This is a genomic window from Nocardia sp. NPDC056064 (assembly GCF_042266925.1).
Lineage (GTDB): Bacteria > Actinomycetota > Actinomycetes > Mycobacteriales > Mycobacteriaceae > Nocardia.
Window position 1 is genome coordinate 3,114,371 of sequence record NZ_JBHJWO010000001.1, and the last position, 25,690, is coordinate 3,140,060.

Annotated in this window: 28 protein-coding genes and 2 pseudogenes; 15 read left to right on the forward strand and 15 right to left on the reverse strand. The window is 69.0% G+C overall.

Annotated elements, in window-relative coordinates:
• Positions 1-56 precede the first annotated feature (56 nt).
• The 6 genes from fusA to hppD form a co-directional block, all read right to left on the reverse strand.
• Complete coding sequence (fusA, locus tag ACFC06_RS14165; RefSeq protein WP_375930146.1) at positions 57-2,159, reverse strand: elongation factor G; 2,103 nt, start codon at positions 2,157-2,159, stop codon at positions 57-59.
• A 148-nt stretch (positions 2,160-2,307) separates the two neighbouring features.
• The gene (rpsG, locus tag ACFC06_RS14170) at positions 2,308-2,778 is read right to left on the reverse strand and encodes a 30S ribosomal protein S7 (protein WP_019049358.1); all 471 of its coding nucleotides are present in this window, start codon (positions 2,776-2,778) and stop codon (positions 2,308-2,310) included.
• A 1-nt stretch (position 2,779) separates the two neighbouring features.
• Positions 2,780-3,154 carry a 30S ribosomal protein S12 gene (gene rpsL, locus ACFC06_RS14175; RefSeq protein WP_019049359.1) on the reverse strand — a complete coding sequence of 125 codons (375 nt, stop codon included), beginning with the start codon at positions 3,152-3,154 and terminating at the stop codon, positions 2,780-2,782.
• 269 nt (positions 3,155-3,423) lie between these two features.
• Positions 3,424-3,972: a DUF3558 domain-containing protein gene (locus ACFC06_RS14180; RefSeq protein ID WP_375930147.1), complete on the reverse strand. Its 549-nt coding sequence runs from the start codon at positions 3,970-3,972 to the stop codon at positions 3,424-3,426.
• Entirely contained in the window at positions 3,969-4,496 is a 528-nt protein-coding gene (locus ACFC06_RS14185) for a DUF3558 domain-containing protein (RefSeq protein ID WP_375930148.1), read from the reverse strand. The genes ACFC06_RS14180 and ACFC06_RS14185 overlap by 4 nt, the downstream gene beginning before the upstream one ends.
• A 31-nt stretch (positions 4,497-4,527) precedes the next feature.
• Entirely contained in the window at positions 4,528-5,673 is a 1,146-nt protein-coding gene (hppD, locus tag ACFC06_RS14190) for a 4-hydroxyphenylpyruvate dioxygenase (RefSeq protein WP_375930149.1), read from the reverse strand.
• Positions 5,674-5,815: 142 nt separating this feature from the next.
• Here hppD and ACFC06_RS14195 point away from each other — a divergent pair, with 142 nt between their 5' ends.
• Complete coding sequence (locus ACFC06_RS14195; RefSeq protein ID WP_375930150.1) at positions 5,816-6,331, forward strand: Lrp/AsnC family transcriptional regulator; 516 nt, start codon at positions 5,816-5,818, stop codon at positions 6,329-6,331.
• Positions 6,332-6,375: 44 nt separating this feature from the next.
• Here ACFC06_RS14195 and ACFC06_RS14200 read toward each other — a convergent pair whose 3' ends face one another.
• The 3 genes from ACFC06_RS14200 to ACFC06_RS14210 form a co-directional block, all read right to left on the reverse strand.
• Positions 6,376-7,488, reverse strand: coding sequence for a winged helix DNA-binding domain-containing protein (locus tag ACFC06_RS14200; protein WP_375930151.1), 1,113 nt, complete (start codon positions 7,486-7,488; stop codon positions 6,376-6,378).
• Between the two features lie 61 nt (positions 7,489-7,549).
• Positions 7,550-8,524, reverse strand: a complete 975-nt coding sequence (locus ACFC06_RS14205) for an NADPH:quinone oxidoreductase family protein (RefSeq protein ID WP_375930152.1) — start codon at positions 8,522-8,524, stop codon at positions 7,550-7,552.
• 51 nt (positions 8,525-8,575) lie between these two features.
• Positions 8,576-10,228: a protein kinase gene (locus ACFC06_RS14210; protein ID WP_375930153.1), complete on the reverse strand. Its 1,653-nt coding sequence runs from the start codon at positions 10,226-10,228 to the stop codon at positions 8,576-8,578.
• A 165-nt stretch (positions 10,229-10,393) separates the two neighbouring features.
• Here ACFC06_RS14210 and ACFC06_RS14215 point away from each other — a divergent pair, with 165 nt between their 5' ends.
• The gene (locus ACFC06_RS14215; protein ID WP_375930154.1) at positions 10,394-11,167 is read left to right on the forward strand and encodes an acyl-[acyl-carrier-protein] thioesterase; all 774 of its coding nucleotides are present in this window, start codon (positions 10,394-10,396) and stop codon (positions 11,165-11,167) included.
• A gap of 28 nt (positions 11,168-11,195) precedes the next feature.
• Here the strand turns inward: ACFC06_RS14215 and ACFC06_RS14220 are convergent, their stop codons facing one another.
• Positions 11,196-12,863, reverse strand: a complete 1,668-nt coding sequence (locus ACFC06_RS14220) for an FAD-dependent oxidoreductase (RefSeq protein WP_375930155.1) — start codon at positions 12,861-12,863, stop codon at positions 11,196-11,198.
• A gap of 157 nt (positions 12,864-13,020) precedes the next feature.
• Here ACFC06_RS14220 and ACFC06_RS14225 point away from each other — a divergent pair, with 157 nt between their 5' ends.
• Positions 13,021-13,512 carry a histidine phosphatase family protein gene (locus ACFC06_RS14225; protein WP_375930156.1) on the forward strand — a complete coding sequence of 164 codons (492 nt, stop codon included), beginning with the start codon at positions 13,021-13,023 and terminating at the stop codon, positions 13,510-13,512.
• Between the two features lie 4 nt (positions 13,513-13,516).
• Here ACFC06_RS14225 and ACFC06_RS14230 read toward each other — a convergent pair whose 3' ends face one another.
• On the reverse strand, positions 13,517-13,717 hold the full coding sequence (locus ACFC06_RS14230) for a hypothetical protein (protein ID WP_375930157.1): 201 nt from the start codon (positions 13,715-13,717) through the stop codon (positions 13,517-13,519).
• 48 nt (positions 13,718-13,765) lie between these two features.
• Here ACFC06_RS14230 and ACFC06_RS14235 point away from each other — a divergent pair, with 48 nt between their 5' ends.
• From ACFC06_RS14235 to ACFC06_RS14260, 6 genes and pseudogenes are all read left to right on the forward strand, one after another.
• A complete protein-coding gene (locus tag ACFC06_RS14235; RefSeq protein ID WP_375930158.1) occupies positions 13,766-14,134 on the forward strand; it encodes a VOC family protein in 369 nt (122 codons plus the stop codon).
• An 88-nt stretch (positions 14,135-14,222) separates the two neighbouring features.
• Positions 14,223-14,687 (forward strand): MerR family transcriptional regulator, encoded by a 465-nt coding sequence (locus ACFC06_RS14240; RefSeq protein WP_375930160.1) that lies wholly within the window; start codon positions 14,223-14,225, stop codon positions 14,685-14,687.
• Positions 14,684-15,700, forward strand: coding sequence for an aldo/keto reductase (locus ACFC06_RS14245; RefSeq protein ID WP_375930162.1), 1,017 nt, complete (start codon positions 14,684-14,686; stop codon positions 15,698-15,700). Before ACFC06_RS14240 ends, ACFC06_RS14245 begins: the two co-directional genes overlap by 4 nt.
• Before the next feature lie 46 nt (positions 15,701-15,746).
• Positions 15,747-16,217, forward strand: a pseudogene (locus ACFC06_RS14250) (carboxymuconolactone decarboxylase family protein); the annotation flags it as partial.
• A 15-nt stretch (positions 16,218-16,232) separates the two neighbouring features.
• Positions 16,233-16,550: a GNAT family N-acetyltransferase gene (locus ACFC06_RS14255; protein WP_375935487.1), complete on the forward strand. Its 318-nt coding sequence runs from the start codon at positions 16,233-16,235 to the stop codon at positions 16,548-16,550.
• Positions 16,547-17,536 carry a pirin family protein gene (locus tag ACFC06_RS14260; RefSeq protein WP_375930164.1) on the forward strand — a complete coding sequence of 330 codons (990 nt, stop codon included), beginning with the start codon at positions 16,547-16,549 and terminating at the stop codon, positions 17,534-17,536. The genes ACFC06_RS14255 and ACFC06_RS14260 overlap by 4 nt, the downstream gene beginning before the upstream one ends.
• Before the next feature lie 35 nt (positions 17,537-17,571).
• Here the strand turns inward: ACFC06_RS14260 and ACFC06_RS14265 are convergent, their stop codons facing one another.
• Complete coding sequence (locus ACFC06_RS14265; RefSeq protein ID WP_375930166.1) at positions 17,572-18,048, reverse strand: SRPBCC family protein; 477 nt, start codon at positions 18,046-18,048, stop codon at positions 17,572-17,574.
• A complete protein-coding gene (locus ACFC06_RS14270) occupies positions 18,045-18,377 on the reverse strand; it encodes an ArsR/SmtB family transcription factor (protein WP_375930168.1) in 333 nt (110 codons plus the stop codon). The genes ACFC06_RS14265 and ACFC06_RS14270 overlap by 4 nt, the downstream gene beginning before the upstream one ends.
• 128 nt (positions 18,378-18,505) lie before the next feature.
• Between ACFC06_RS14270 and ACFC06_RS14275 the strand changes: the two genes are divergently transcribed.
• The 3 genes from ACFC06_RS14275 to ACFC06_RS14285 all read left to right on the forward strand — a co-directional run bounded on the left by ACFC06_RS14275 (position 18,506) and on the right by ACFC06_RS14285 (position 21,328).
• Positions 18,506-19,744, forward strand: a complete 1,239-nt coding sequence (locus tag ACFC06_RS14275) for an FAD-dependent oxidoreductase (RefSeq protein WP_375930170.1) — start codon at positions 18,506-18,508, stop codon at positions 19,742-19,744.
• Positions 19,745-19,840: 96 nt separating this feature from the next.
• A complete protein-coding gene (locus ACFC06_RS14280; protein ID WP_375930172.1) occupies positions 19,841-20,518 on the forward strand; it encodes a hypothetical protein in 678 nt (225 codons plus the stop codon).
• A gap of 132 nt (positions 20,519-20,650) precedes the next feature.
• Positions 20,651-21,328: a hypothetical protein gene (locus ACFC06_RS14285; protein WP_375930174.1), complete on the forward strand. Its 678-nt coding sequence runs from the start codon at positions 20,651-20,653 to the stop codon at positions 21,326-21,328.
• Here the strand turns inward: ACFC06_RS14285 and ACFC06_RS14290 are convergent.
• Entirely contained in the window at positions 21,325-21,855 is a 531-nt protein-coding gene (locus ACFC06_RS14290; RefSeq protein ID WP_375930177.1) for a CGNR zinc finger domain-containing protein, read from the reverse strand. The genes ACFC06_RS14285 and ACFC06_RS14290 overlap by 4 nt on opposite strands.
• Before the next feature lie 38 nt (positions 21,856-21,893).
• Between ACFC06_RS14290 and ACFC06_RS14295 the strand changes: the two genes are divergently transcribed.
• The 3 genes from ACFC06_RS14295 (at position 21,894) to ACFC06_RS14305 (ending at position 25,159) form a co-directional block, all read left to right on the forward strand.
• On the forward strand, positions 21,894-22,889 hold the full coding sequence (locus ACFC06_RS14295; RefSeq protein ID WP_375930180.1) for a DMT family transporter: 996 nt from the start codon (positions 21,894-21,896) through the stop codon (positions 22,887-22,889).
• A 194-nt stretch (positions 22,890-23,083) separates the two neighbouring features.
• A complete protein-coding gene (locus tag ACFC06_RS14300) occupies positions 23,084-23,911 on the forward strand; it encodes a formate/nitrite transporter family protein (protein ID WP_375930183.1) in 828 nt (275 codons plus the stop codon).
• Positions 23,912-23,962: 51 nt separating this feature from the next.
• Positions 23,963-25,159 carry a Fic family protein gene (locus ACFC06_RS14305; protein ID WP_375930185.1) on the forward strand — a complete coding sequence of 399 codons (1,197 nt, stop codon included), beginning with the start codon at positions 23,963-23,965 and terminating at the stop codon, positions 25,157-25,159.
• A 63-nt stretch (positions 25,160-25,222) separates the two neighbouring features.
• Here ACFC06_RS14305 and ACFC06_RS14310 read toward each other — a convergent pair.
• Positions 25,223-25,690, reverse strand: a pseudogene (locus tag ACFC06_RS14310) (DNA-directed RNA polymerase subunit beta'); the annotation flags it as partial.

Below are 25,690 nucleotides of genomic sequence, written 5' to 3' on the forward strand. Positions count from 1 at the left end.
GGGTCGTGCTGACGCCCGGTTGCCGGAGCCAAGCGTACTCGGCTCCGGCAAGCGAATTACTCGCCGGTCGCCTTGGCGATGATCTCCTTGGACACGTTGGCCGGAACCTCAGCGTAGGAGTCGAACACCATGGAGTAGTTCGCCCGGCCCTGGGTCTTCGACCGCAGGTCACCGATGTAACCGAACATCTCCGAGAGCGGAACCAGCGCCTTGACGACACGGGCACCACTGCGTTCCTCCATGGCCTGGATCTGGCCACGGCGGGAGTTGAGGTCGCCGATCACATCGCCCATGTAGTCCTCGGGCGTGGTGACCTCGACCGCCATCAGCGGCTCGAGGATCACCGGACCGGCCTTGCGGGCCGCTTCCTTGAGGGCCTGCGAGCCCGCGATCTTGAACGCCATTTCCGAGGAGTCGACGTCGTGGTACGCGCCGTCGAGCAGGATGACCTTCAGGTTCACCAGCGGGTAGCCGGCGAGCACGCCGTACTGCATGGCGTCCTGGGCACCCGCGTCGACCGACGGGATGTACTCACGGGGCACGCGACCGCCGGAGACCTTGTTCTCGAACTCGTAGGTCGCACCGTCTTCGCCGACGAACGGCTCGACCGCGATGATGACCTTCGCGAACTGGCCGGAGCCACCCGTCTGCTTCTTGTGGGTGAACTCGAGCTTCTCGACCTTCTTGGTGATGGTCTCGCGGTAGGCCACCTGCGGCTTGCCGACGTTCGCCTCGACCTTGAACTCGCGCTTCATGCGATCCACGAGGATGTCGAGGTGGAGCTCGCCCATGCCGCCGATGACGGTCTGGCCGGTCTCGGCGTCGAGCTTGACCGAGAACGTCGGGTCTTCGCGCGCCAGCTTCTGGATCGCGGTGCCGAGCTTCTCCTGGTCGGACTTGGTCTTGGGCTCGATGGAGACCTCGATGACCGGGTCCGGGAACGTCATCGACTCGAGGACGACCTGGTTCTGCGGGTCCGACAGGGTGTCACCGGTGGTGGTGTCCTTCAGGCCGATCACGGCGTAGATGTGACCCGCCGAGGCCGAGGGAACCGGGTTCTCCTTGTTGGAGTGCATCTGGAACAGCTTGCCCAGACGCTCCTTCTTGCCCTTGGTCGAGTTGACGACCTGGGCACCGGAGTCGACCTTGCCCGAGTACACGCGGACGTAGGTGAGCTCGCCGAAGAACGGGTGCACCGCGATCTTGAACGCCAGCGCCGAGAACGGCTCGTCGGCGCTCGGCTTGCGGGTGACGACCTCGTCTTCCTTGCCGGGCAGGTGGCCCTCGACCGACTCGACGTCCAGCGGGGACGGCAGGTAGTCGACGACGGCGTCGAGCATGGGCTGCACGCCCTTGTTCTTGAACGCCGAGCCACACAGCACCGGGTAGAGCTCGGAGCCGATGGTCATCTTGCGGATGGCGCCCTTGATCTCCTCGATCGTGAGCTCCTCACCACCGAAGAACTTCTCCAGCAGCGCCTCGTCCGACTCGGCGACGGTCTCGAGCAGTTCCTGGCGGTACTGCTCGGCCTTCTCCTGCAGGTCGGCCGGGATCTCCTTGACCTCGTACTTCTCGCCCAGCTTGGTCTCGCCGGTCCACACCTTGGCATTCATCTCGACCAGGTCGACGATGCCCTCGAAGGTGTCCTCCGCGCCGATCGGCAGCTGGATGACCAGCGGCTTGGCACCGAGGCGGTCCTTGATGGTCTGCACGGTGAAGTAGAAGTCCGCGCCGAGCTTGTCCATCTTGTTGACGAAGCAGACACGCGGCACGTCGTACTTGTCGGCCTGACGCCACACCTGCTCGGACTGCGGCTCGACACCTTCCTTGCCGTCGAAGACGGCCACGGCGCCGTCGAGCACACGCAGCGAACGTTCCACCTCGACGGTGAAGTCCACGTGGCCCGGGGTGTCGATGATGTTGATCTGGTGCTGGTTCCAGAAACACGTCACCGCCGCGGAGGTGATCGTGATGCCGCGTTCCTGTTCCTGTTCCATCCAGTCGGTGGTCGACGCGCCGTCGTGCGTCTCACCGATCTTGTAGTTCACACCGGTGTAGAACAGGATGCGTTCGGTAGTGGTGGTCTTGCCCGCATCGATGTGGGCCATGATGCCGATGTTGCGGACCTTGTTCAGGTCGGTGAGCACGTCCTGTGCCACGGAAATCTTCCCCGCTCGTAGCTAGTTGGGATTCTCTGGTACGACCCTGGTTCGGGTCGTCACTATGTCAACGCCGGAAGCGGCACCGAGGTGCCACTCACGACTGTGAGCCTTCCGGCGCCGACACGAGCGACGGGCCGGGCGGCAATCACCAGCGGTAGTGCGCGAAGGCCCGGTTGGACTCGGCCATCTTGTGGGTGTCCTCGCGACGCTTCACCGAAGCGCCGAGGCCGTTGCTGGCATCGAGGAGCTCGTTGGCCAGACGCTCGACCATGGTCTTCTCGCGACGGGCGCGGGAGTAGCTGACCAGCCAGCGCAGCGCCAGGGTGTTGGCGCGGCCCGGACGGACCTCGACCGGCACCTGGTAGGTGGCGCCACCGACACGGCGGGGCTTGACCTCGAGGGCGGGCTTGACGTTGTCCAGCGCGCGCTTGAGGGTGACGACCGGATCGGTGCCGGTCTTCTCACGCGCCTGCTCAAGAGCACCGTAGACGATGCGCTCTGCGGTGGACTTCTTACCGTCCAGCAGGATCTTGTTGACCAGCTGAGTGACCAGCGGCGACCCGTAGACCGGGTCGTTGATCAGCGGACGCTTGGGTGCGGGGCCCTTGCGTGGCATATCAGCTCTTCTCCTTCTTGGCGCCGTAGCGGCTGCGGGCCTGCTTGCGGTTCTTCACACCCTGGGTGTCCAGCGAGCCACGGATGATCTTGTAGCGGACACCGGGGAGGTCCTTCACACGACCGCCACGAACGAGCACCATCGAGTGCTCCTGCAGGTTGTGGCCCTCGCCGGGGATGTACGCCGTGACCTCGACTGCGCTGGTCAGGCGAACACGCGCGACCTTACGCAGCGCGGAGTTCGGCTTCTTGGGGGTGGTGGTGTACACGCGGGTGCACACGCCACGACGCTGCGGGCTCCCCTTCAGGGCCGCGGTCTTGGTCTTGGAGACCTTGTCGCGACGACCCTTGCGGACCAGCTGGTTGATGGTTGGCATATACCGGCTTTCTGGCTCATCCCCGCCTGCGCAGGGACCCTTTGGTGTTGGTCGACGTTTAACCTGCACGTCCAGCCACGTTTCCTTTGACCCGCGGTCGGGCGTGTCGCGCGCAGGTCAGGGCCCCTTTTCAGGGCACGCTGGAACTTACCGGCCGCTCTCGCTGGCCTACGTTCACGCACGAACTTGCCCGTAGCAATCCGGGCACAGGGATCCACGATACCCGCGTGCCCGAATCCGGGTCAAAGCGGGGTGTGCCATCCGGGCTGCTACCGGGCCAGATCCAAGGTCAGCTCGACCAATTTCTGCGCCCCGGCGCACGGATCGGGATGCGCCGAGCCCGGCCGGTAGTTGATCCACCAGCCGACGACACCGACATCGGCGGCCGGCGCGGTGACACCGCAGGAGTCGTTGTCGTTCGGTCTGCGCACCTGCAGGGCCCTGCGGCCCTGGACGGTGATGTCGCCGGTGAGGTAGCCCAGTTTGTCGTTGGTGGTCTTCTCGTTGTTCAGCGTACCCATCTCGTACCAGTTCAGGGTGGCCATGGCCTCGCCGCCGGGGGCGTCGGCGATCGACCACATGCAGACCGCGCCGCTGAAGGCGGGCTCGACGCTCTTGGCGTCGCCGACGATCACGCCGATCTTGTCCTTGGCCACCACTTCGCATTCGCGCAGCAGCTTGTCGAAGTCGGTGTTGATGGATTCGCCGCCACCACCGCTGCCCACCGGTTGGGCGTTGCCCTCGACCTTGTTGCCACAGCCGGTCAGCGCGACCGCGCACAGCAGCGTGACCGCGGTCAGCGCGCGCCGGGTGCTCACCCCAGCCGTCCCACGGTCAGCTCGGCCAGTTTCCTGGCCTTGTCGCACGGGTTGCCGCCGACCGCGAAGACGCCGTTGTTGGTCGACCATTCGAAGAAGTCGTCGTCGAGCTGGATCGCCAGGTCGCAGATGTCACCCTCGGGCGAGAGCGCCTGGAAGCCGGGGCGGCCGCCGACGTCGATCGTCTCCGGCGGGCGCCCCACGTTGGAGACCCACGCCTTCTCGCGGTCGATCGGGCTGCCCCGATAGGAGGCGAAGGTCACACTGGGACCGGCGATTCCGGAGCCCTGGTAACTGCATCCGGTGGAGTTCTTGAACACCTGCGAGATGGTGCCGAGCCCGGCCAGGTCGCGCACCTCGGCGTCGGTGACGTGACCGCACTCGCCGACGAACGGGCCGAGCGAGGCCACCTTCGGTGGTGGTCGCATCGAGCCGGTCGGCGCATCGGAGTCGCCCCCCGATCCGCACGACGTCAGCACGACAGCCAGGGCCATGCCGGTGATGATCGCCGAGGGGATCCGCATGCCATGAACTGTAGTGGCTGCCGGGCGGCACTCACAGATTGCCGCGGGCCTCCTGTTCGCGTTCGATGGCCTGGAACAGGGCCTTGAAATTGCCCTTTCCGAAGCCGAGTGAGCCGTGCCGCTCGATGAGTTCGAAGAAGACGGTGGGGCGGTCGCCGAGGGGGCGGGTGAAGATCTGCAGCAGGTAGCCGTCCTCGTCGCGGTCGACCAGGATGCCCCGGCGCTGCAACTCGTCGACCGGTACCCGCACGTGCCCGATGCGGGCGCGCAGTTCCGGGTCCTCGTAGTAGGTGTCGGGGGTGGCCAGGAACTCCACACCCTCCGCACGCAGGGCGTCGACGGTGGCGAGGATGTCGCCGGTGGCCAGCGCGATGTGCTGCACGCCGGGCCCGCGATAGAACTCCAGGTATTCGTCGATCTGGGAACGCTTGCGGCCCACCGCCGGTTCGTTGAGCGGGAACTTGACCCGGTGGTTGCCGTTGGCGACGACCTTGCTCATCAGCGCGGAGTACTCGGTGGCGATGTCGTCGCCGACGAATTCGGCCATGTTCGTGAATCCCATGACACCGCGGTAGAACTCGACCCAGCGGTCCATCATGCCGAGTTCCACATTGCCGACCACGTGATCGATGGCCTGGAAGAGCCGGTGCGTGCGCGGGGCGCGGGTGGAGGTGCGGCTGATGTAGCCGGGCAGATACGGCCCGGAGTAGCCGGACCGGTCGATCAGCGTGTGCCTGGTCTCGCCGTAGGTGGCCAGCGCGGCCGAGCGGACGGTGCCGAATTCGTCGCTCTCGTCGTGCGGTTCGACCAGGATCGTGGCGCCGTGCGCGCGCGCCCAGTCGATGCAGCGGTCGACATCGGGGACCTCGAGGGCGATGTCGACCACGCCGTCGCCGTGCCGGTCGTGATGGGCCACCAGCGGGCTGTCCGGGTCGACGGCGCCGGTGATGACGAACCGCGCTCCCCCGCTGCGCAGCACGAACGCCTTGTGGTCGCGGTTGCCGGTCTCCGGCCCCGAATAGGCCTCCAGCCGCATGCCGAAGGCGGATTGCAGGAAGTGCGCGCTCTGGGTCGCGTTGCCCACCACCCAGACCAGCGCGTCCCACCCGATCACCGGAAACGGATCGACACTGTCGTCGTGCTCGATCAGCCCGACGAGCTGCTGCTCAATGGTCATGACCAAGGAGAACTCGACCGCCCGCATCTGGGCAACAACATCACCTGAGTCTGGACATGCTGACACGAGAAGCCACCGAACCGGCACCGATGGTGGACAATTTGAATAGCACCCGATCGCGCCGGAGCACGGAGGTCAGCCGATGCGCACGCCAGCGAAACTGGACGAACTCGATCTCGCGATCCTCGACGCGATGCACCGGTACCAGAAGGCCGGAATCCTGGAACTGTCCCGGCGGACCAAGGTCGCGCGGGCGACGGTGCAGGCGCGGATCAACCGGATGGAGGAGTCCGGCGTGATCGCCTCCTACGACCCGCAGCTCGACGTCACCGCGGCCGGGTTCGATGTGCAGGCCTTCGTCACCCTGGAGATCGCGCAGGGCGCGCTGGACGCGGTGAGCGCCGAGCTGGCCGCGATCCCGGGTGTGCTGGAGGCCTATGCCACCACCGGCTCCGGTGACGTGCTGTGCCGCATCGGCGCGGACTCCCACGCCGGATTGCAGGCGGTGCTGCTCAGTATCGACCGCACGGGGTCGGTGGTGCGCTCGCACAGCGTGATCGTGCTGTCGACGGTGGTGGCCCGGCGGACCATGCCGCTGCTGCACACGCTGACCCCCTCCGGCACGGCCAAGGCGCCCGCCTATCGCGAACAGCGCTGAGCGGTATCCACACCGGACCACCGACGCGGCCAAGCCGCCCGCGGTCAGGGGCGCAGATCGGCACCCGGCGCGAGGATCTCGACGCGACCCTCGGACTCCGATTCCAGGAAGGCCAGCAGCGCAGCCGCTTCGGACTCCACCTGTGCCGCTTCGTCTTTCGTCCAGTTCCGGGTCGGGCTGATCCGCAGCCGGGCGACACCGGAATTCACGAAGACCTTGTACAGACCCGCCACGAACCCGTCGACGAGCACCGGCGAGACCAAGGTGCCCGCCGCGCGCGGCGGGGTCACCTCCGGCTCGGGGACCACCCGCGCGCGGTCCTGATGCGAGAGCAGGGCGTTGTCGTACCAGCCGAGCAGGCGTACCGGCGCGGGCAGGTCCGGGTCGGCGAGCTCGAGGTCGGCGGCGTCGTAGAGAGTGCGGCCGCGGTCGTCGGTGTAGGTACGGACGCGCTCGCCCAGATCAGCCACGGCCTTCTTCATGGCGGGCAGGCGCGACCAGGTCTGCATGTCCATGGTGGTGGCCGGGCCGAAGGCGCGCAGGTAGCGCAGGATCAGCTCGGCGACCGGGTAGTCCGGGTCGAGGGGGATGCCGAGCCACGGCTGTACCCGTGACCAGACCGGCCTGCTGTTGTCGCGCCAGCGCCCGCGCGGCGGGGTCTGCAGGACGGGTAACTGATACAGCCAGGTCTGCACCACCACGCCGGGGTCGCGGTCGGGATAGCGGCGGGCGGCCTCGGCGCGCAGGTCGGCCACCGGCATCGGCTCGTCACCGAGGACCTGTTCACCGTGGGCGCGCAGCTCGTCGAAGTCCAGGCCGACCATCGCGCCGTAGTTGAAACCCTTGCGCTGCGGCACCTTCTCCAGTTCCGGCTGGATGAGCGGGGCGATCCGCACGGCGTCGGCGGGGGTGACCAGGTGGATCGTGCCGCGCATCAAGGTGATCCGCACCAGCGACCGGTCGTCGAGGGCCGACGACACCGTCGCCGGATCGAAATCGGCTGTCCGGCTCCACAATCCGATGAACGGTGGCGGCACGTCCTGGGCCTGCAACCCGACCAGGTGATCGCACATCCGCGCGGTGCTCAGGGTCGAGCGCTCCAGCAGGTGCTGGCGGGCGAGCAGGGTGCGGTTGAGCACCCGATTCGACAGCGGCATGCGACTCCCCTTCGACGACGCGGCGACGAGCGTGACGCTACCGCCCGCCACCGACAAGGACTCAGCGCAGCCGCACGACCACCTTGCCGGTCGCGGTCCGCTCGTCCAGCGCCGCGACGGCTTCGGCGGTCTTGTCCAGCGGGTACAGCACCGGCTCGGGCGCCGGGATCGCGCCCGAGGCGAGCAGCGGTTCCACCTCGGCCCACTGTTCGGCCAGGTAGGTGGGGTGGCTCATCACCCATTCGCCCCACGCCGCGCCGACGACCTCGACATTCTTGAGCAGCAGCCGGTTCACCTTCACCGTCGGGATCTCGCCCGCGGTGAAGCCGACCACCAGCAGCCTGCCACCACCGGCCAGCGACCGGACGCTGTCGGTGAAGCGGTCGCCGCCGACCGGGTCGAGCACGATGTCGACCCCGCGCCCGTCGGTCAGTTCCTTCACCGCGGCCAGCCAGCCCTCGGCCAGTACCACATCGGTGGCGCCGTTGGCCTTGGCCACCTGGGCCTTGGACTCGGTGCTCACCACCGCGATCACCCGGCCCGCGCCCAGCGCCTTGGCCATGCGCAGGGTGGAGGTGCCGATGCCACCGGCCGCGCCGTGCACCAGCACGGTCTCGCCGGGGGCCAGCCTGCCGCGCTCGGTCAGGCAGAAGTGCACGGTCAGATCGTTGAACAGGATGCCCGCACCGGCTTCGAGCGAGACATTGTCCGGCAGCTTGAACACCGCGTTGCCGGGCGCCACGGCCACCTCGGCGACCGCGTTGCCGAGCATGGTCAGCGCGGCGACCCGGTCACCGGCGACCAGCCCGGACTCCGCGGGCGCCTCGCGCACGACCCCGGCGACCTCGCCGCCGACGACGAAGGGCAGGCCCGGCTTCATCTGGTAGAGGCCGCGGGTCATCAGCACATCGGGGAAGGCGATACCGGCCGCGTGCACGTCGATCAGGACGCCACCGGGGTAGGCCACGGGTTCGGGCAGATCGACGATCTCGATCGCCGACGGACCCTCCAGCCGGCCGACCTGTGCTGCACGCATAGCGAAACCTCTCTGTTGACTTGCTCTCGCCGAACCTATCCCGGCCGTGGGTCAGCGATGGGCGAATTCCAGCATCGTCTCGCTGGCCAGCTCCTGACCGTCCTTGGTGATGGTGAGACCGCCCGGGGTCAGGTGGTACTGCGTGCCGTCGACCGGGTTGGTCGCGGTGAAACCGCCACCGCCGGTCGGCAGCGGGTCGTCGAGTTCGATGCCGAGACCGTCGCTGGCCCTGGCGCCCTTGTAGTAGTACCGGTTGTCGCCGGTGTGGCAGATGACCACGCGCGACCCGCTGGTACGCGCGATCGTCATCGCGGCGTCGTTGTCGTTGCAGCGCGGCCCGCCGGTGCGGAAACCCTGGCCGTCGGCACCGGTCACGCTCGACTGCAACGGCGGCACCGTGGTGACGGCCGGGGTGGGCGGCGGCTGGGTGATCTCGGTGGTCGGCGCGGTCTGGTCGTCGCCCACGTCGGTGGGCTGCACGACCGACGGGGGTCCCGGGGGCGGATCGGCGACGGTGCCGGTGTCGTCACCGAGGCTGAGCATCACCCACACGGCCGCGCCCACCGCCGCGACCACGATCAGCGCGCCGAGGGCACCGGCCAGGATCGGGGTCGAGGAGTCGCGTTGCGGCGGGAGCGGCAGCGGCGCGGAGGGATGGGTGTAGCCGCCCGCGCGGGTGCCCTGCGGGCCGGTGGTGCGGTAACCGGGCGGCGGGGTCCACTGGGCGGCCGGGGCCGCCGGATCGACCACCACCTGCGGACCCGACACGGTGGGCGGCGGCGGGCCGGGGTCGACCGGGCGCGCGCCGGTGACCGGACCGGACGTCGTGACCGCCGCGATCTGCGGGCCGGGCGCGGTACTCGGCGCCGCCCGCTCGGCCTGCACGAGCGCGGCGCGGGCGGCCCTGGCCAGGTCACCGGTGGTGCGGAAACGCTGCTGCGGGCGCTTGGCCATGCCGCGATCGATCACCGCGTCGAAGAACGACAGCCCGGGGTCGACCGCGCTGGGCCGCGGCGGCGGGGCCATCTGATGCGAGCCGATCGCGCCCGCGAGGCTGTTCACCGGGTAGGGCACCCGGCCGACCAGGCATTCGTAGAGCACGCAGGTGAGCGCGTAGGTGTCCACCGCGGCGGTGAGCGGGGCGTCCTCGAAACGTTCGGGGGCCATGTAGGCCATCGAGCCGACCGCGCTGCCGGTGCTGGTGAGCTGCGGGTCGGAGTCGGCGTGCGCGATACCGAAGTCGACCAGGTAGGCGAACATGCCGCCGGTGAGCAGGATATTGGCCGGCTTCACATCGCGGTGGATCAGGCCGATCTCGTGCGCGGCGTCGAGCGCGGCGGCGATCTGCTCCACCACCTGGACCGATTCGCCGGGCGTGAGCCTGCCGTGGCGTTGCAGGCGATCCTTGAGATCGGTGCCCTTGACCAGGCGCATGTCGATGTAGAGGACACCGTCGACCTCGCCCCAGTCGTGCACCGGGATGACGTGCGGCTCCTGCACACTGGCCATCGCGTGCGATTCACGGCGGAAACGCTGCACATAGACCGGGTCCCCGGCCAGCTCGCGGTTGAGCACCTTCACGGCGACAGTGCGATTCTTGGAGGTGTCGTAGGCCTCGTAGACCTCCCCCATACCGCCGACTCCGAGGAGCCTTCGCATTTCATAGCGCCCGAACATCGAGCCCGCCATCGCCCCGCCGGCCATCCCAGCAGGCTACCCGGCGGCGGACGGCTCTGTCATGTACGACGAGCGCGACCCGGTACCACTTCGCCCGGCTCCGCGTGAGGGTGTGATCTGCGCCCCGTAAAGTCGTGTGCAGAACTACGCAAGAAGTCGCGGCGCACCCGGTGAGCCGCGCAAGGAGCACACGTGTCACTCGATCGGCCACTGGCCCCGCTTCCCCAGGAGGGCATGGGTTTCGCCGCGGCGTGGCCCGTCCGGGCCGCCGATGTGGATCCCTATCACCGGCTGCGCTTCGACGCCGTGGCGCGCTACCTGTCCGATATCGCCTGGGACGAGTTGCACCGGACCGAACTGCACCTCACCGACCCGACCTGGATCGTGCGCCGCACCGTCATCGACGTGGTGCGCCCGGTCGTCTGGCCCGACCAGGTGCACCTGACCCGCTGGTGCTCGAGCATGTCCACCCGGTGGACGAACATGCGCACCCGCATCACCAGCGACGGCGGCGGGCTGATCGAGACCGAGGGTTTCTGGATCAACCTCAGCGAGTCGAGCAACCTGCCCTCCCGGATCAGCGACGAGGGCCTGGCCTATCTGGCGCGTTCCACCGACGAGCACCGGCTGCGCTGGCGGCCCTATCTCACCGATCCGGCGCCGCGCGAATCCGACGCCGATCTGCCGTTCCCGATCCGCGCCACCGACATCGACCAGTACAACCACGTCAACAACGCCTGCTACTGGCAGGCGGTCGAGCAGTACCTGGTCGACTATCCGAAACTCGTCGCCGGGCCGCACCGCGCGGTCATCGAGTACGTGGCGCCGGTGCTGGCACGCGAGCACATCACCGTGCGCGCGCGCTACGAACCCGGCGACGCGGGCGGGCGCCTGACGCTGCGGTTGTGGTTCGTGGTCGGTGGCATCACCACCACGGTCGTCCGCGTCATGCCACTGCCGGAGTAGCCCCGGCCCCGAAGGGCCGGGCCCCCGGTCAGCCCTTCGCGGCCTTCAGCAGATCCGCCCTGGTGGTGAACTTGACCCGTGGCCTGCCCGCCGCCTTGCCCGCCGACTTCTCGGCCTGGTCGATGGTCTTCCAGCCCTTGCGGTCGACCAGATCCGGCTGACGTTGCGCGAGCAGGGCCTGCAGCGCGGCCCGGTCGCCGCTGGGCGCGGTGAGCTTGCCCGCGATGAAATCGCTGATCAGCGCCTCCACCGTCTCCTCAGCGTCGAGCCGGTTGGAGCCGATGACGCCGCGCGGCCCACGCTTGATCCAGCCCGAGACGTACACGCCCGGAACCGGTTCGGTGGCCTCGATGACCCGGCCGTGCTCGCTGGGCACCGTGCCACGGCGCTCGTCGAAGGGCAGTCCGGCGACCGGCACCCCGCGATACCCGATGGCACGCAGCACCAGGCCGGTCTCGAGGGTCTCGGTGCGGTCGGTGGCGGTGGCCACCAATTGCCCGTTCTCCTCGGTCAATTCGTTGTGCGCGAACTCCAGCGCGGTGGCGTGCTCGTCGCCGTGCACCGCGGTGGGCGTGGCCAGGTAGCGGAAGACGATGCGCTTGTGTGCCGGGTCGGCGGTGAGCTGCGAGTACTCCTGGGCCAGCTGGTATTTCAGGCGCAGCGAGGGTTCGATGTTCGCGTCGTCGAGCAGTGCCTGGCTGTGCGGGTCGAGGGTGAGCTCGGCCGGGTCGACGATCACGTCGACATCCTTCATGTGCGTGAGCGCCAGGAACTCCGGCGAGCTGTAGGCCGCCTGCAGCGGGCCGCGCCTGCCGAGGATCACCACCTCGCGGATATTGCTGCGGCGCAAGGCGTCCAGCGCGTGGTCTGCGATGTCGGTCTTGGCCAGCTCGTCGGGATGGGCGGTGAGCACACGGGCCACGTCCAGGGCGACATTGCCGTTGCCCACGATCACCGCGCGCTCGCCGGACAGGTCGAACTCGCGCTCGGCGAAGTCGGGATGGCCGTTGTACCAGGCGACGAACTCGGTGGCCGAGTGGCTGCCGGGCAGGTCCTCGCCGGGCACGCCGAGGCGGCGGTCGCTGGAGGCGCCGACAGCGTAGATCACCGCGTGGTGGTGCGCGAGCAGTTCCTGGTGGTCGATGTGCTGCCCGATCTCGACATTCAGGTAGTACTGCAGGGTGTCGCGCCGGAAGGCGGAGTCGAACATGTTCGCCACGCCCTTGGTGCCGGAGTGATCGGGCGCGACACCGGCCCGGATCAGGCCCCACGGCGTCGGCAGCCGGTCGAACATCTCGACCTCGACGTCGCTGCGGCGCAGCAGTTCGTCGGCCGCGTAGCAGGCCGCCGGACCCGCGCCGACGATCGCGACGCGCAGCGTGCCCAGGTCCTTGGGCGGGCGCACCGGGGTGCTCAGCGGATCGAAGTTCGACTCGAGCGGGTGACGCTGGAACCAGGCGGCGTTGATCTCGCGGTATCTGGCCAGCGAGGCGAGCAGGTCGTCCTCGGAGAAGATGGCGTCCACCGGGCAGGCGTCGACACAGGCGCCGCAGTCGATACAGGTGTCGGGGTCGATGTGCAGCATCTCCGCGGTCGCGAACTCCGGCTGATCGGGAGTCGGGCGAATGCAGTCGACCGGGCACTCGGTGACGCAGCTGGCGTCGTTGCAACAACGCTGCGTGATGACGTAGGCCATGGGTGCAGATCCTCGAAATATGTGGTCGGTTGCTCGAGGCGTCATCGCAGGACGTCCGCGGCGGGGTATGCCATGGGCGCATCAACGGTGACGCAGCTTTCAGTGTGCCTCGAGTGTGACACCGACCTCACCTGTGGTCCGGATTACGGTGGTCCCCATGGCGGTGACTCTGATCCTCATGCGGCACGGCAAATCGGCCTATCCCGACGGCGTCGACGATCACGACCGTCCGCTGGCACCGCGCGGGCAGCGCGAGGCGGCGCTGGCCGGCGACTGGCTGCGCGCGACCCAGCCCCCGATCGACGCGGTGCGCTGCTCGACGGCGACGCGCACCCGCCAGACCCTCGCGGCCACCGGTATCGATGCGCCGGTCGAGTACACCGACGACATCTACGAGGCGAATCCGCACACGCTGATCGAGCTCGTCCAGCTCACCGACGACGCGATATCCACGCTGCTCGTCGTCGGCCATGTCCCCGGAATTCCCTGGACCGCCTGGGAACTGGCCCACAACCGGGACTCCGACCAGGCCACCGAACTGAGCCGCAAGTTCCCCACCTCGGCCCTGGCCGTGCTCGAATTCGACCGGTCCTGGGCACAGATCGACCCGGGATCGGGCGAACTCACGTTCTTCCACATCCCCCGCTAGGCGGCTACTTCAGCAGCTTGCCGCCCACCACCACGCCCACGCCGAGCAGCACCAGCAGGACGAAGGCCACGAAGCCGTTCGTCAGCCACCAGACCACGCCGAGTACCAGCACCACCGGAGCCACCGCGATCGCGGTGATCACGGGGCTCTCCTTGACCGTTTCCCACGCCGAACGGGCCCGGATCCGGTCGATGTCCTTAGCCATGTGATCCAGACTACGTTTCTGTCGGTGGTCGGTGCCATGCTCGTGGTCATGGATTGGAAAATCGAACTCGTTGCCATCCCGGTCACCGATGTCGATCGGGCCAAGGACTTCTACACCGGTATCGGCTTCAACGCCGATCACGACCACACGCCGAGCCCGGACATCCGGTTCGTCCAGCTCACCCCGCCGGGCTCGGGGTGCTCGATCTGTATCGGCCGCGGGCTCACCGAGGCCGCGCCCGGCAGCGTCGAGGGCATGCAGATCGTGGTGGCCGACGCCGACACGGCCTACGAGCAGCTCGTGGCCGCGGGCGTCGAGGCCACCCCGGTACAGGACCTGCCCTGGGGCCGGTTCACCTTTTTCGCCGATCCCGACGGCAACCGGTGGGCCATCCAGGAGCTGCCGAAGTACAACTGAATTCGCTCGTCCCGTGAGGATTAGTCTTGCTTGGAGTGCACTCCAGGTGGATAGCGTCGACCTGGTTCCACGAGAAGGGACGAGCACGATGGATCCGGACGCGACCGCACGGGCCGAGGGCGCCGACGAACAGCGCGAACGCCCGCGCTATTCGATCGGTGAGGTGGCCGAACGCTCGGGACTGAGCCGCGACACGCTGCGCTGGTACGAGAAGATCGGCCTGATGGGCTACATCGGCCGCGACCACACCGGCAACCGGCGCTTCAGCGATCGCGACCTGGAGTGGCTGGCGCTGATCACCCGGCTGCGCCTGACCGGCATGCCGGTGGCCGACATGATCCGCTACGCCGAACTGGTGCGGGCCGGTGAGCAGACCTTCCCGCAGCGGCTGGCCATGTTCCAGCAGACCAGGTCCGACGTGCTCGACAAGATCGCGGAACTCCAGCAGACCGTGGCCGTGCTCGACTACAAGATCGCGCTCTACCAGGGCCGATCCGAGGTCGAGCAGCCGGCCGCGCTCACCGCGTACACGAGCGAAGGAACCGATGTATGAGCACCACCGCGACACTGCCCACCATCACCCTCGGCACCGACGGCCCGCTGGTCGGCGCACAGGGCCTCGGCTGCATGGGCATCAGCGAGTTCTACGGTGACACCGACGCGGCCGAGTCCCGCGCCACCCTCGACCGCGCGCTCGAACTCGGCGTCACCCTGTTCGACACCGCCGACATCTACGGTTCGGGCCACAACGAGGAGTTCCTCGCCGATTTCGTCCGGGCCAACCGGGCGGATCTGGTGATCGCCACCAAGTTCGGCATCGTCCGCAAGGCCGACGACCCGTCCTACCGAGGCTTCGACAACTCCCCCGGCTACATCCGCACCGCCGTCGAGGCCAGCCTGCGCAGGCTCGGCGTCGACACCATCGACCTGTACTACGTGCACCGCCGCGATCCTCGGGTGCCGATCGAGGAGACCGTCGCCACCCTGGCCGAACTGGTCGCGGCGGGCAAGGTCAAGGCGCTTGGCCTGTCCGAGGTGACCGGTGACGAACTGCGCGCCGCGCACGCGGTGCACCCGATCGCGGCCGTGCAGTCGGAGTGGTCGCTGTTCTCCCGCGACGTGGAGCGCACCGCGGTGCCCGCCGCCGTGGAACTGGGCGTGGCCTTCGTGCCGTACTCGCCGCTGGGCCGCGGCTTCCTCACCGGCTCGTTCCGTTCGGCGAAAGACCTGGGCGACAACGATTTCCGCCGCTCCCAGCCGCGGTTCACCGGTGACAACGCCGAGCGCAACGCCGAACTGCTCGCACCGCTGGCCGAGATCGCCACGGCCCACGGGATCACCCAGGCCCAGGCCGCGCTGGCCTGGGTGCACGCGCGCGCCGAGGTGCACGGCCTGCCCGTGGTGCCGATCCCGGGCACCCGCAAGCGCGCCAGGCTGGCCGAGAACGTCGCCGCGGCGACGGTGCGGCTCACCGCCGGGGAACTCGCGACACTCGAGCCGATCGCCGCGCAGGTGGCGGGCGAACGGTACGCGGACATGTCCTTCACCTCCGCGGGCCGCGAGTAGACCTGCCGCGCCGCGGTCCGGGCGGACCGCGGCGCACCGGGCTAGCATCGCGGAGGTGACCGAAGGCCAGCAACGCGTATGGATCGACAAGCAGCATCCGGCCGTCTACAAGGCCATGAGCGCCACGGCGGCCGAGATCAGAGCCGCCGCCGCGGCCGCGGGGATCGACCGGCGACTGGTGGAGCTGATCAATCTGCGCGTCTCGCAGATCAACGGCTGCCCGTACTGCCTCGACGTGCACGAACACGCCGGGCTGGGCGCGGGCCTGAGCGCCCAGGAGATCGCGGTACTGCCCGCGTGGCGGCGCGGCGGCACTTATTCCGAGGCCGACCGGGCCGCGCTCGGCCTGGCCGAGGCGGTCACCACGCTGCCGGAGGAGGAGCGCACCGATCGGGAATACGCGATCGCGCGCGAGCATTGGTCCGAAGAACAGATCTCGGTGATCATCTGGATCGCCGTCGCCATCGGCGCGTTCAACCGCGTGTCGATCCTCAGCGCGCACCCCGTTCCGGTGCGGAAGGAGCGTAAGAAGATGACCGAGGCCAAGCCCGAATCCGAACGCCGCGTCGTGCGCAACGAGGAGAAGAACCGCTACGACGTGTTCCTCGACGGCGAGCTCGCCGGCTTCGCCGAATACGTCGAGCGCGGCGACGACACCGATTTCGTGCACACCGAGATCGACGGCGCGTTCTCGGGCAAAGGTCTGGGCGGGGTACTGGCCCGCCTGGCCATCGAGGACGTGATCGCGCGCGGGCGCACCATCACCGCGCACTGCCCGTTCATCCGCGGCTACCTCGACAAGCACCCCGAATACGACGCGCACGTGGTGGGCAAGGGCATCCCGAAGTGAGCGACCTGGAGGCCGATCCCACCGAGGCGCTGTGCGAACCCTCGCCCAGCCCTGGACCGATCTCCGAGCTGTATCCGGCCAGGGAGGTCCCGCTGGGCGGCGTGCGCGGGGTGTACGTGGAACGCACACTGCCGCAACGGGATCTGCCGACGGTCGGCGCCTGGTGTTTCCTGGACCGGTTCGGTTCGCCGACCGTCACCACCACCGGCGCCTCCCCCGATATCCTGCCGCACCCGCACATCGGCCTGCAGACGGTGACCTGGCCGTTCGACGGCCGCATCCGGCACCGGGATTCGGTGGGCTCCGATGTCGAGATCGAACCCGGCCAGCTGAATCTGATGACCTCCGGTCGCGGTATCGCGCATTCGGAATTCGGGGTGCCGGGAGCGGCGGCCGGTAACGGGCTGCAACTGTGGATCGCGCTGCCCGACGGCGCACGCGAGGGCGACCCGCATTTCGAGCAGCATCGCGAACTGCCGGTCTACGAGCAACCGGGCCTGCGGGCCACGGTGCTGATCGGCGCGCTCGGCGGGGTGGTCTCGCCCGCGCGGGCCTACACGCCGATCCTCGGCGCCGACATCGTGCTCGACGCCCGCGCGCGGGTGCGGTTGCCGCTCGAGCGCGCCTTCGAGCACGCGGTGCTGGTGATCGGCGGAACCGTCGAGGTCGACGGGGTCGAGCTGAGCGCCGGGCCGCTGCTGTACCTGGGCACCGACCGCGCCGAGCTGACGCTCACCAGTACCGAGGGCGCGCATTTCGCGCTGCTCGGCGGCGAGCCGTTCGGCGAGGAACTGGTGATGTGGTGGAACTTCGTCGCCCGCACGCACGAGGAGATCCTCGCCGCGCGCCAGGCGTGGGAAGCCCGTGACACCAGCCGTTTTCCGACGGTTGTCGGCCACGACCCGGACGAGCGGATTCCCGCACCGCCGCTGCCACCGCTGCGGCTGAAACCGCGCAAACGCGCCACCGGCTGCACGCACCGCTGATCCGGCGCCGCCGTGGCGCGACGCCGGGCGCGGGCTCAGCTCTGGGCGAGCAGGGCGTCCAGCGCGCGGTAGCTGTCGTTGAGGCCGGTCTCCATGCCCGACTCGACCATGCCCGCGCATTCCTCGGCGGTGTGGAAGATGCTGTCGGTGACCACCTTGGTGCGCCCGTTGCCCAGGTCGACGAAGGTGGTCGAGTCGATCGAGATGTGGGCGGGCATGCCGTCCCATTCGAAGGACTGCACGATGCGCTGCTTCGGGGTGATCTCACGGAAGCGGCCCTCGAAGCCGTAGGCCTGGTCACCCTCGTATTCGACGAAGCGCCAGTGCCCGCCCTTGCGGAACTCCCAGCGCTCCACATCGAGTTCGTGGCCGCGCCCCCACCAGCGCGAGACCTGCTCGATGCGGCTGTAGGCGGCCCAGACCCGGTCCAGTGGGGCGTCGAATTCGCGTTCGATGTGCAGTTCGCGGTCCGAGGTGGAGGTGATGACCGCGTCCTTGGTGTCGGTACTCATTGCTCTGGCTCCGTTCGTTGCAGGAATTCGCCGAGACGGTCCATCCGGGCTTCGAGCATCTGCCGATAACCCTGCATCCAGGCCACCTCCCGATCGAAGACGTGCTCGCCGATGCGGCAGTACCGCACCCGGCCACGCTTCTCGGTGACCACCATCCCCGCCGCCTCCAGCAGCCCGATGTGCTTCTTGATGCCGGTCAACGTCATGTCGAAGCACTCGGCCAGCTCGCTGACACTGGCGGGCCCACGCCCGAGCCGCTCGAGGATGCCCCGACGAGTGGGGTCCGCGAGCGCCCCGAACGAGGCATCGAGGAAGTCATACTGAACCATCTAGTTCAGTATTGCGTGGCGCGGCGGGCGCGTCAAGGATCGATCCGGCGAGATCGCCGAAACCCTGGACCCGCACCGGATTCGACTACTACGCTTCGTCGTAGACAACGACTTCGAGGGGGCACCGCATGGACGAGACCACCTGCTGCATCGTGGGCGGCGGACCGGCCGGAATGATGACCGGACTGCTGCTGGCCAGGGCGGGCGTGCGCGTCACCGTGCTGGAGAAGCACGCCGACTTCCTGCGCGACTTCCGCGGCGACACCGTCCACCCCTCGACCATCCGGCTGCTCGACGAACTCGGCCTCGGCGACGCGTTCGCCCGGCTCCCCCAGACCGCGGTGACCACGATGCGGCTGTACGCGGGCGACCGGATGGTCGTCGCCGCCGACCTCACCCGGATTCCGGGCCGGTACCGCCACGTCGCCATGGTGCCGCAGTGGGACTTCCTCGACCTGCTGGCCCGCGCCGCCGCCACAGAAGCGACCTTCACCCTGCGGACGCGTTCGCGCGTCACCGGGCTGATCCACGAGGCGGGCGCCGTCGCCGGGGTCCACTACCGAGATGCCGACGGCACCGAGCAGAGCCTGCGGGCCGATCTCGTGATCGCCTGCGACGGACGCGATTCCGTGGTGCGCGAGGCCGCGGGCCTGCGCCAGCAGCACGAGGACGTGCCGATGGACCTGTGGTACTTCCGCATCCCGAAAGCGGTCGACGATCGCGCGGGCGGCGCCTTCCAGGGCCGTTTCACCAGCGGCGGCTCCGCGGTGTGCATCGACCGCGGCGACTACTTCCAGACCGGCTACCTCATCGCCAAGGGCAGCGACGCGGCGCTGCGGGCCGCGCACGAGGTGGGCTGGCTGCGCGAACGCGTCGGCGAACTCTTCGGCTGGCCGGAGTCGGCGACCGCGGCGCTGCGCTCCTGGGACGACGTCGCACTGCTCGAGGTGACCGTCGGCATGCTCGAGCAGTGGTCGGTGCCCGGTCTGCTGTGTATCGGCGATGCCGCGCACACGATGTCACCGGTCGGCGGCGTCGGGGTGAATCTGGCGCTGCAGGATGCCGTGGCGGCCGCGGGCTTCCTGGCCGCGCCGCTGCTCGACCGCGCGGTGCTGCCCGCCGATCTGGCGAAGGTCCAGCGCAGGCGGATGCTGCCCGCGAGCTTCACCCAGCGCCTCCAGCGCGGCGAGCACGACCTGCTCATCGCGCCCGCGCTGCGCGGAGCACTGGACACCGCACCGCTGCCGCTGCGGGTCGTGGACGCGGTACCACCGCTGGCCTGGCTCGTGGGTTACCTCGGCGGGATGGGCATCCGTCCCGAGCACGCGCCGGAGTTCGCCCGCCGTGCGCCCGTGGCGGCCGGATGATCATCCGATGACTTCCGATCCGGCCGCTCAGCGGTTAGGTTTGCCGCGACAAACGGGATGAATCGGTCCCGGGTGCGACAGCGGGAGGCTTACACGATGAGGATCGGCACTGTGCTCGCGGCGGCGTTGCTGGCGGTGGGGGTCACCCTGTCGGCGACCGGGATCGGTGCCGCCGAACCGGCTCAGCCCGGCATCACGCCGCTGCCCGCGCAGACCACCACCCCCGCGCCGGCGGGCACCCAGCCCGGCATCACCCTGCGCGGCGCCGACAAGGCCGTGGCCTACCAGGTCGGCGTGTCCGAGGACCGGCGCGCCGTGGTGACCACGCTCGACGCGGGCCGCTTCGAGCTCGCGCACGACGCGAAGGTCGTCACCATCGCCGACGCCTCCGGCGCGGTGATCGCGGCACTGCCGATGGCCGTGCGCCTCGGCGAGCACACCGTGCCGCTGGCTCCGCGCATCGACGAGACCGGCACCGAACTCACCCTCACCCCGATCGGCGAATCCGACACCCCCGTGCGCGATATCAGCGCCCAGGAGAAGTTCTTCGCCGAGACCCAGCGGCTGCAGCCGCAGATCATCGAGGGCGCGGCGATCGGCGCGGCCATCGGTTTCGTGCTCGGCTTCCCGCTCGGGCTGTTCGTCCTGGACTTCATCACCGTGCCGGTGGCGACCGTCGCGGGCGCGGCGATCGGGGCGATGGCGGGCTACGCGCTGGCCGGTGGACAGCCCGCCGTCGACACCGCGCTCGCCTACATCACCGGGGCGCCCTGACCCTCGGCGCGGCGACCCGGCTGACCAGCGGGGTTCCGGCCCAACACGATTCACATCCTCCGCTACCGTGGACAGCACGCGGACTCCGCACCGGCGCCGGAGACGCACGTTCGTGAGTGGGTGGTGAGAGACGTGTTCGACCCGCTGGCCGATATCGACCGAGCCCTGGCCGAGCAGGCCGGATGGACCTGGTTCGACGACTATCTGCTGTACACCTGCGGGATCGCCGAGCTGCTCGCGAGCGGACAGGTCGCGCGGGTCCCGTCCGCCGCGACCAGGGTCCGGCTCGACACCGGCGAGATCTGCTTCGCCGACGGCGGCGCGCAATGGTTCACCTGGCGTGGTCTGGGCGACGGCCGGTGGGCACCCGGCCGGACCGCCGCCGACGGCCGCACTCCCCTGGGCGTGGTCGCGCATCTGGGCAACGCGGTGCGCAATGAATCGCGCCGGTTGCGGGCCGAGGCCGCCGGGCAACCGCGCTGGGTGACCGAACGGCCGGGCTCGGCGATGATCTCGAATCGCCGCGTCCACCTGGCCAATCCGGACCGGTCGTTCGCTGTGCACTGGTCGGCGCTGGAGAGCGTCGACCTGACCGCGCCCGACCTGGTCGGCTGCCGGTTCCCCACGCGCGACGGCGCGATGCAGCAGCTCCAGATCCGCAGCGCCTGGGCGCCGCTGGTCTTCGTCACCGCCGCGCTGCAGCACTTTCCGCAGCATCCGCTGCTGCGGACCGGGACCTGGCTGCCCGCCGGGTTCGAGGACAAGTGCCATCTGGCGGGCAAGAAGTGCCCGAAGGTGCGCTCGCTCTAGCGCTGCCGCGCCCGGTAGGCGGCCACGGCATTGCGGTTGCCGCAGGCGGTACTGCAGTAGCGCCGCGACCGGTTGCGCGACAGATCCAGCACCAGCCCCGCGCACTGCGCGTCGGCGCAGATCGACAGGCGGCTCAGCTCGTCGGCGCGGATCACATCGATCATGGCCATGGCGGTCTCGACGGCGATACGCACCGGCAGCGGAGCCTCGGGCGGTACGGCGTGCACGTGATAGTCGACGTCACCGTGGCGGACCAGCTGCGGGACCGCGCGATGCTCGACGAGGATCCGGTTCACCAGGGTGACCGCGGTGTCACGGTCGCTGGTCAGCAGCTCGCGCAGCGGGGGGCGCAGGTCGCGCACGGCGGTCAGTTCCGCGGCGTCGCCGGTGTGCGCGCCCGTGTAGACGTGCCGGTCGAAGAACTCGTCGAGCTGGGCCACCGCCGTGAGGGTGTCGGGCTCCGCAGCGGAGTTGACCAGTTCGACCGCCGCCAGCAGTGCCGCTTCGGTGTCATGAGCGAAAACCACATTGACATATTACCCCGAGCTCCTTACCGTCATTTGTCATGGCGACTTTGACCCATGACACGGCATCCCGGATGCGGTCCGGTCTGGCGTTCGCGCTGGCATCGGCCACCTCCTTCGGACTGTCCGGCCCGCTCGCGCGCGGCCTCATGGACGCGGGCTGGAGCGCCGCGGCCGTCGTCGCAGCCCGGGTCCTGCTCGCCGGGGTCGTCCTGCTGCCACTCGCCCTGCCACAGCTGCGCGGTAACTGGAAGCTGTTGCGCGCCAACGCGACCCTCATCCTCGCCTACGGCGCGATCGCCGTCGCCGGTACACAACTCGCCTACTTCAACGCCGTCGCGCACATGACGGTCGGCGCGGCCCTGCTCATCGAGTTCACCGCGCCCATCGCGGTCGTCGGCTGGCTGTGGGTCCGGTATCGGCAGCGGCCCGGCGCGGCCACCGTCGCGGGTGCCGCGCTGGGCATCGCGGGACTGCTGCTGGTGCTCGACGTGGTGTCGGGGCTGTCCGTCGAGGCGGTCGGCGTCGTCTGGGCGCTGGCGTCGATGGTCGGCGCCGCAACATATTTCGTGCTCTCCGCACACGGCACCGACCTGCCGGGCACCGTGCTGGCGGCAGGCGGGCTGCTGATCGGTGGGGTGATCCTGCTGGTGGCGGGCGCGGCGGGCATCGTGCCGCTGCGCGCCGCGACCGGCCAGGTGGCCTTCGCCGATTTCACGACGCCGTGGTGGGTGCCGATCCTGCTCATCGGCATCGTCACCGCGGCCATCGCCTACGTCACCGGGATCGCGGCCACCCGCAGGCTCGGCTCCCGGCTGGCCTCCTTCGTCGCGCTCACCGAGGTGCTGGCCGCCCTGCTGTTCGCCTGGGCACTGCTCGGTGAGGCGCCGCGGCCGGTTCAATTGCTCGGTGGCGCACTGATTCTCGGCGGCGTGATCATCGTGCGGCTCGGCGAACCCGAAGCCGTGCCGGTCGGCGATCCCGAGGCCCAGGCCGTCGCCGACGACGGCGCGACGGCTCCCCCGTCACCCTCCTGAATGCGGCCGGAGACCGAGACAGCCTCCACCAGTGGGTATATCGTCGGAGCCGACAGCCGCGCCGGGTCCGCGCCTCGCGGCGGCTGCGCTCCTCGTCGGCTCTCACCGCCCGCCCGCCACTCGGCCGCCCGGTGACCGGGTGACGATGGCCGCGGCGAAAACCGCTGCGCCGGAGGAACTAGCAAGGGGTCTACATGTCATATCTGAAGCCGGCGGACTTCGTCGAGAAGATGGTCGACGCGGGCGAAGCCAAGGCGTTCATGTCCACCCGCGACACCGTGCTCCGCGCCTATATGGCGGGCGCGATCCTGGCCCTGTCGGCCGCGTTCGCGGTGACGATCACAGTGAACACCGGCGAACCGCTGCTCGGCGCGGTGCTGTTCCCGGTCGGGTTCTGCATGCTGTACCTGCTCGGATTCGATCTGCTCACCGGCGTTTTCACGCTGGTGCCGCTGGCCCTGATCGACAAGCGCCGTGGCGTCACCGTGCGCACCGTGCTGCGCAACTGGGGCTGGGTGTTCCTGGGCAACTTCGCCGGTGCGTTCACCGTGGCGGTGATGATGGCGATCATCCTGACCATGGGCTTCTCCGTCGACCCCAGCGCGGTCGGCGAGAAACTCGGCGAGATCGGCGAGGCCCGCACCCTCGGCTACGCCGAACACGGCGCCGCGGGCATGCTCACCCTGTTCGTGCGCGCGGTCCTGTGCAACTGGATGGTCTCCACCGGCGTGGTCGCCGCCATGATGTCCACCTCGGTCTCCGGCAAGGTGATCGCCATGTGGATGCCCATCATGCTCTTCTTCTACATGGGCTTCGAACACTCCATCGTCAACATGTTCCTGTTCCCGTCCGGCCTGCTTCTCGGCGGCGATTTCTCCCTGCGCGACTACCTCCTGTGGAACGAAATCCCCACCGTCGCAGGCAACCTCCTCGGCGGCCTCACCTTCGTCGGCCTCACCCTCTACGCCACCCACGCCCGCCCCGCCCCCACCCGCCAACCCACCGAAACCGCCGCCGACTGACGCGCACCGATTTATCATCAGTTGTTCACTAACTGATGATAAAATCGAGCGATGTCATCAGATACCGCGTGGCCACCCGTCACATGGGAATCCCATGCCTGGAGCTCGACCATCCCGGCCGAGTTGCTCTCGCGGCGTGTCCGTGACCGGCATCAGGGCCCCTACCTGGCGGCGGTCGCACCGGCGATCGCCCGCCAGGATGTCCGCTTGCCGACCGACGTCCTGGCCGCCGCCGACGCGGCCACGGTGGAGATCGCCCGCTTCGACACCGTCGTCGGCGCGGACCTGACGCCGTTCGGCGCGATCCTGCTGCGCACCGAGTCCGCCTCCTCGTCCCGGATCGAAAACCTGACCTCGGGAGCGAAAGCGATCGCGTTGGCCGAGATCGGAGGCACCGACCAGCGCAATGCCGTCGAGATCGTCGGCAATGTCCGCGCGATGCGGACAGCCCTGTCCCTGGACTCCGCTATCGATGAGCACCTGCTGCTGCAGATGCACGCCGCGCTGATGGTGCACGACCGGGAATCCGCCGGACGTTGGCGTTCTCAGCAGGTGTGGATCGGTGGAGACGACGTCGGCCCGCACGGCGCCGTATTCGTCGCACCGCACCACGACCGGGTACCGGGTTCGATCGACGATCTGCTCGCGTTCATCCGGCGCGACGACATCCCCGCGCTCGCCCATACCGCCCTCGCCCACGCCCAGTTCGAAACGATCCACCCGTTCACCGACGGCAACGGCCGAACAGGCCGGGCACTCATGCACGCCATGCTCCGGTCGAAAGGCGTCACCGAACAGGCGACGGTCCCGATCGCCGCCGGCCTGCTGTCCCGGGTCGACGACTACTTCGCCGCACTCACCGCGTACCGCGACGGAGATCCGGCACCGATCGTCCATCAGGTCGCCGAAGCCACGTTCACCGCGCTCGGCAATGCCCGCCTGCTCGTCGAGGACATCCACCACATCCGGGAACGCTGGGAGTCGGCCATCCGCGCCCGGCGCGGTTCGGCCTCCTGGCGCCTGCTCGATGTCGCACTCCGCCAACCGGTCTTCGACGCCGCCACCGCGGCCACAGCGCTCGGCATCACCGACTCCAACGCGGTACGCGCCATCAACCCCCTGGTGGAGTCCGGGGTACTGACCGAATTCACCGGCATGCGCCGCAACCGGCTGTGGCAGGCACGCGAAGTCCTCGATGCCCTCGACGATTTCGCCCGCCGAGCAGGCAAACGGACCTACGGAAACTGAGCGCGAACACGAAACGGCCCCCGCTCCGGAAAGAGCGGGGGCCGTTCGTTGCCTGGCTACTGGCTAGCGGTAGTCGCTGAAGCCGTAGTCGTCCAGCGGCACCGCGGCGCCGGTGGAGGAGCCGAAGCTGTCCGGGGAGTAGTAGGTGTCGTCGTAGGACGGCACCGCGTACGCCGCGGCACGGGCTTCTTCGGTCGGCTGCACCTGGATGTTGCGGTAACGGTTGATACCGGTACCGGCCGGGATGAGCTTACCGATGATCACGTTCTCCTTCAGGCCGATCAGCTTGTCGGAGCGGCAGTTGATGGCCGCGTCCGTCAGCACTCGGGTGGTCTCCTGGAAGGAGGCCGCCGACAGCCACGAATCGGTGGCCAGCGACGCCTTGGTGATACCCATCAGCACCGGACGACCGGAGGCGGGCTCGCCACCCTCGGCCACCACACGACGGTTCGAGGCCTCGAACTCGGCACGCTCGGTGAGCGAACCGGGCAGGAACTCGGTCGCACCCGAATCGATGATCGTCACGCGACG

Excerpts from the sequence above, each read along its gene's own strand:
- rpsG (WP_019049358.1), bottom strand. The coding sequence starts at position 2,778 with ATGCCACGCAAGGGCCCCGCACCCAAGCGTCCGCTGATCAACGACCCG.
- rpsL (WP_019049359.1), bottom strand. The coding sequence starts at position 3,154 with ATGCCAACCATCAACCAGCTGGTCCGCAAGGGTCGTCGCGACAAGGTC.
- ACFC06_RS14185 (WP_375930148.1), bottom strand. The coding sequence starts at position 4,496 with ATGCGGATCCCCTCGGCGATCATCACCGGCATGGCCCTGGCTGTCGTG.
- hppD (WP_375930149.1), bottom strand. The coding sequence starts at position 5,673 with ATGACCATTGAGCAGCAGCTCGTCGGGCTGATCGAGCACGACGACAGT.
- ACFC06_RS14195 (WP_375930150.1), top strand. The coding sequence starts at position 5,816 with ATGCGCACGCCAGCGAAACTGGACGAACTCGATCTCGCGATCCTCGAC.
- ACFC06_RS14200 (WP_375930151.1), bottom strand. The coding sequence starts at position 7,488 with ATGCCGCTGTCGAATCGGGTGCTCAACCGCACCCTGCTCGCCCGCCAG.
- ACFC06_RS14205 (WP_375930152.1), bottom strand. The coding sequence starts at position 8,524 with ATGCGTGCAGCACAGGTCGGCCGGCTGGAGGGTCCGTCGGCGATCGAG.
- ACFC06_RS14210 (WP_375930153.1), bottom strand. The coding sequence starts at position 10,228 with ATGGCCGGCGGGGCGATGGCGGGCTCGATGTTCGGGCGCTATGAAATG.
- ACFC06_RS14220 (WP_375930155.1), bottom strand. The coding sequence starts at position 12,863 with ATGGCCTACGTCATCACGCAGCGTTGTTGCAACGACGCCAGCTGCGTC.
- ACFC06_RS14225 (WP_375930156.1), top strand. The coding sequence starts at position 13,021 with ATGGCGGTGACTCTGATCCTCATGCGGCACGGCAAATCGGCCTATCCC.
- ACFC06_RS14230 (WP_375930157.1), bottom strand. The coding sequence starts at position 13,717 with ATGGCTAAGGACATCGACCGGATCCGGGCCCGTTCGGCGTGGGAAACG.
- ACFC06_RS14235 (WP_375930158.1), top strand. The coding sequence starts at position 13,766 with ATGGATTGGAAAATCGAACTCGTTGCCATCCCGGTCACCGATGTCGAT.
- ACFC06_RS14240 (WP_375930160.1), top strand. The coding sequence starts at position 14,223 with ATGGATCCGGACGCGACCGCACGGGCCGAGGGCGCCGACGAACAGCGC.
- ACFC06_RS14245 (WP_375930162.1), top strand. The coding sequence starts at position 14,684 with ATGAGCACCACCGCGACACTGCCCACCATCACCCTCGGCACCGACGGC.
- ACFC06_RS14255 (WP_375935487.1), top strand. The coding sequence starts at position 16,233 with ATGACCGAGGCCAAGCCCGAATCCGAACGCCGCGTCGTGCGCAACGAG.
- ACFC06_RS14265 (WP_375930166.1), bottom strand. The coding sequence starts at position 18,048 with ATGAGTACCGACACCAAGGACGCGGTCATCACCTCCACCTCGGACCGC.
- ACFC06_RS14270 (WP_375930168.1), bottom strand. The coding sequence starts at position 18,377 with ATGGTTCAGTATGACTTCCTCGATGCCTCGTTCGGGGCGCTCGCGGAC.
- ACFC06_RS14275 (WP_375930170.1), top strand. The coding sequence starts at position 18,506 with ATGGACGAGACCACCTGCTGCATCGTGGGCGGCGGACCGGCCGGAATG.
- ACFC06_RS14280 (WP_375930172.1), top strand. The coding sequence starts at position 19,841 with ATGAGGATCGGCACTGTGCTCGCGGCGGCGTTGCTGGCGGTGGGGGTC.
- ACFC06_RS14295 (WP_375930180.1), top strand. The coding sequence starts at position 21,894 with ATGGCGACTTTGACCCATGACACGGCATCCCGGATGCGGTCCGGTCTG.
- ACFC06_RS14300 (WP_375930183.1), top strand. The coding sequence starts at position 23,084 with ATGTCATATCTGAAGCCGGCGGACTTCGTCGAGAAGATGGTCGACGCG.
- ACFC06_RS14305 (WP_375930185.1), top strand. The coding sequence starts at position 23,963 with ATGTCATCAGATACCGCGTGGCCACCCGTCACATGGGAATCCCATGCC.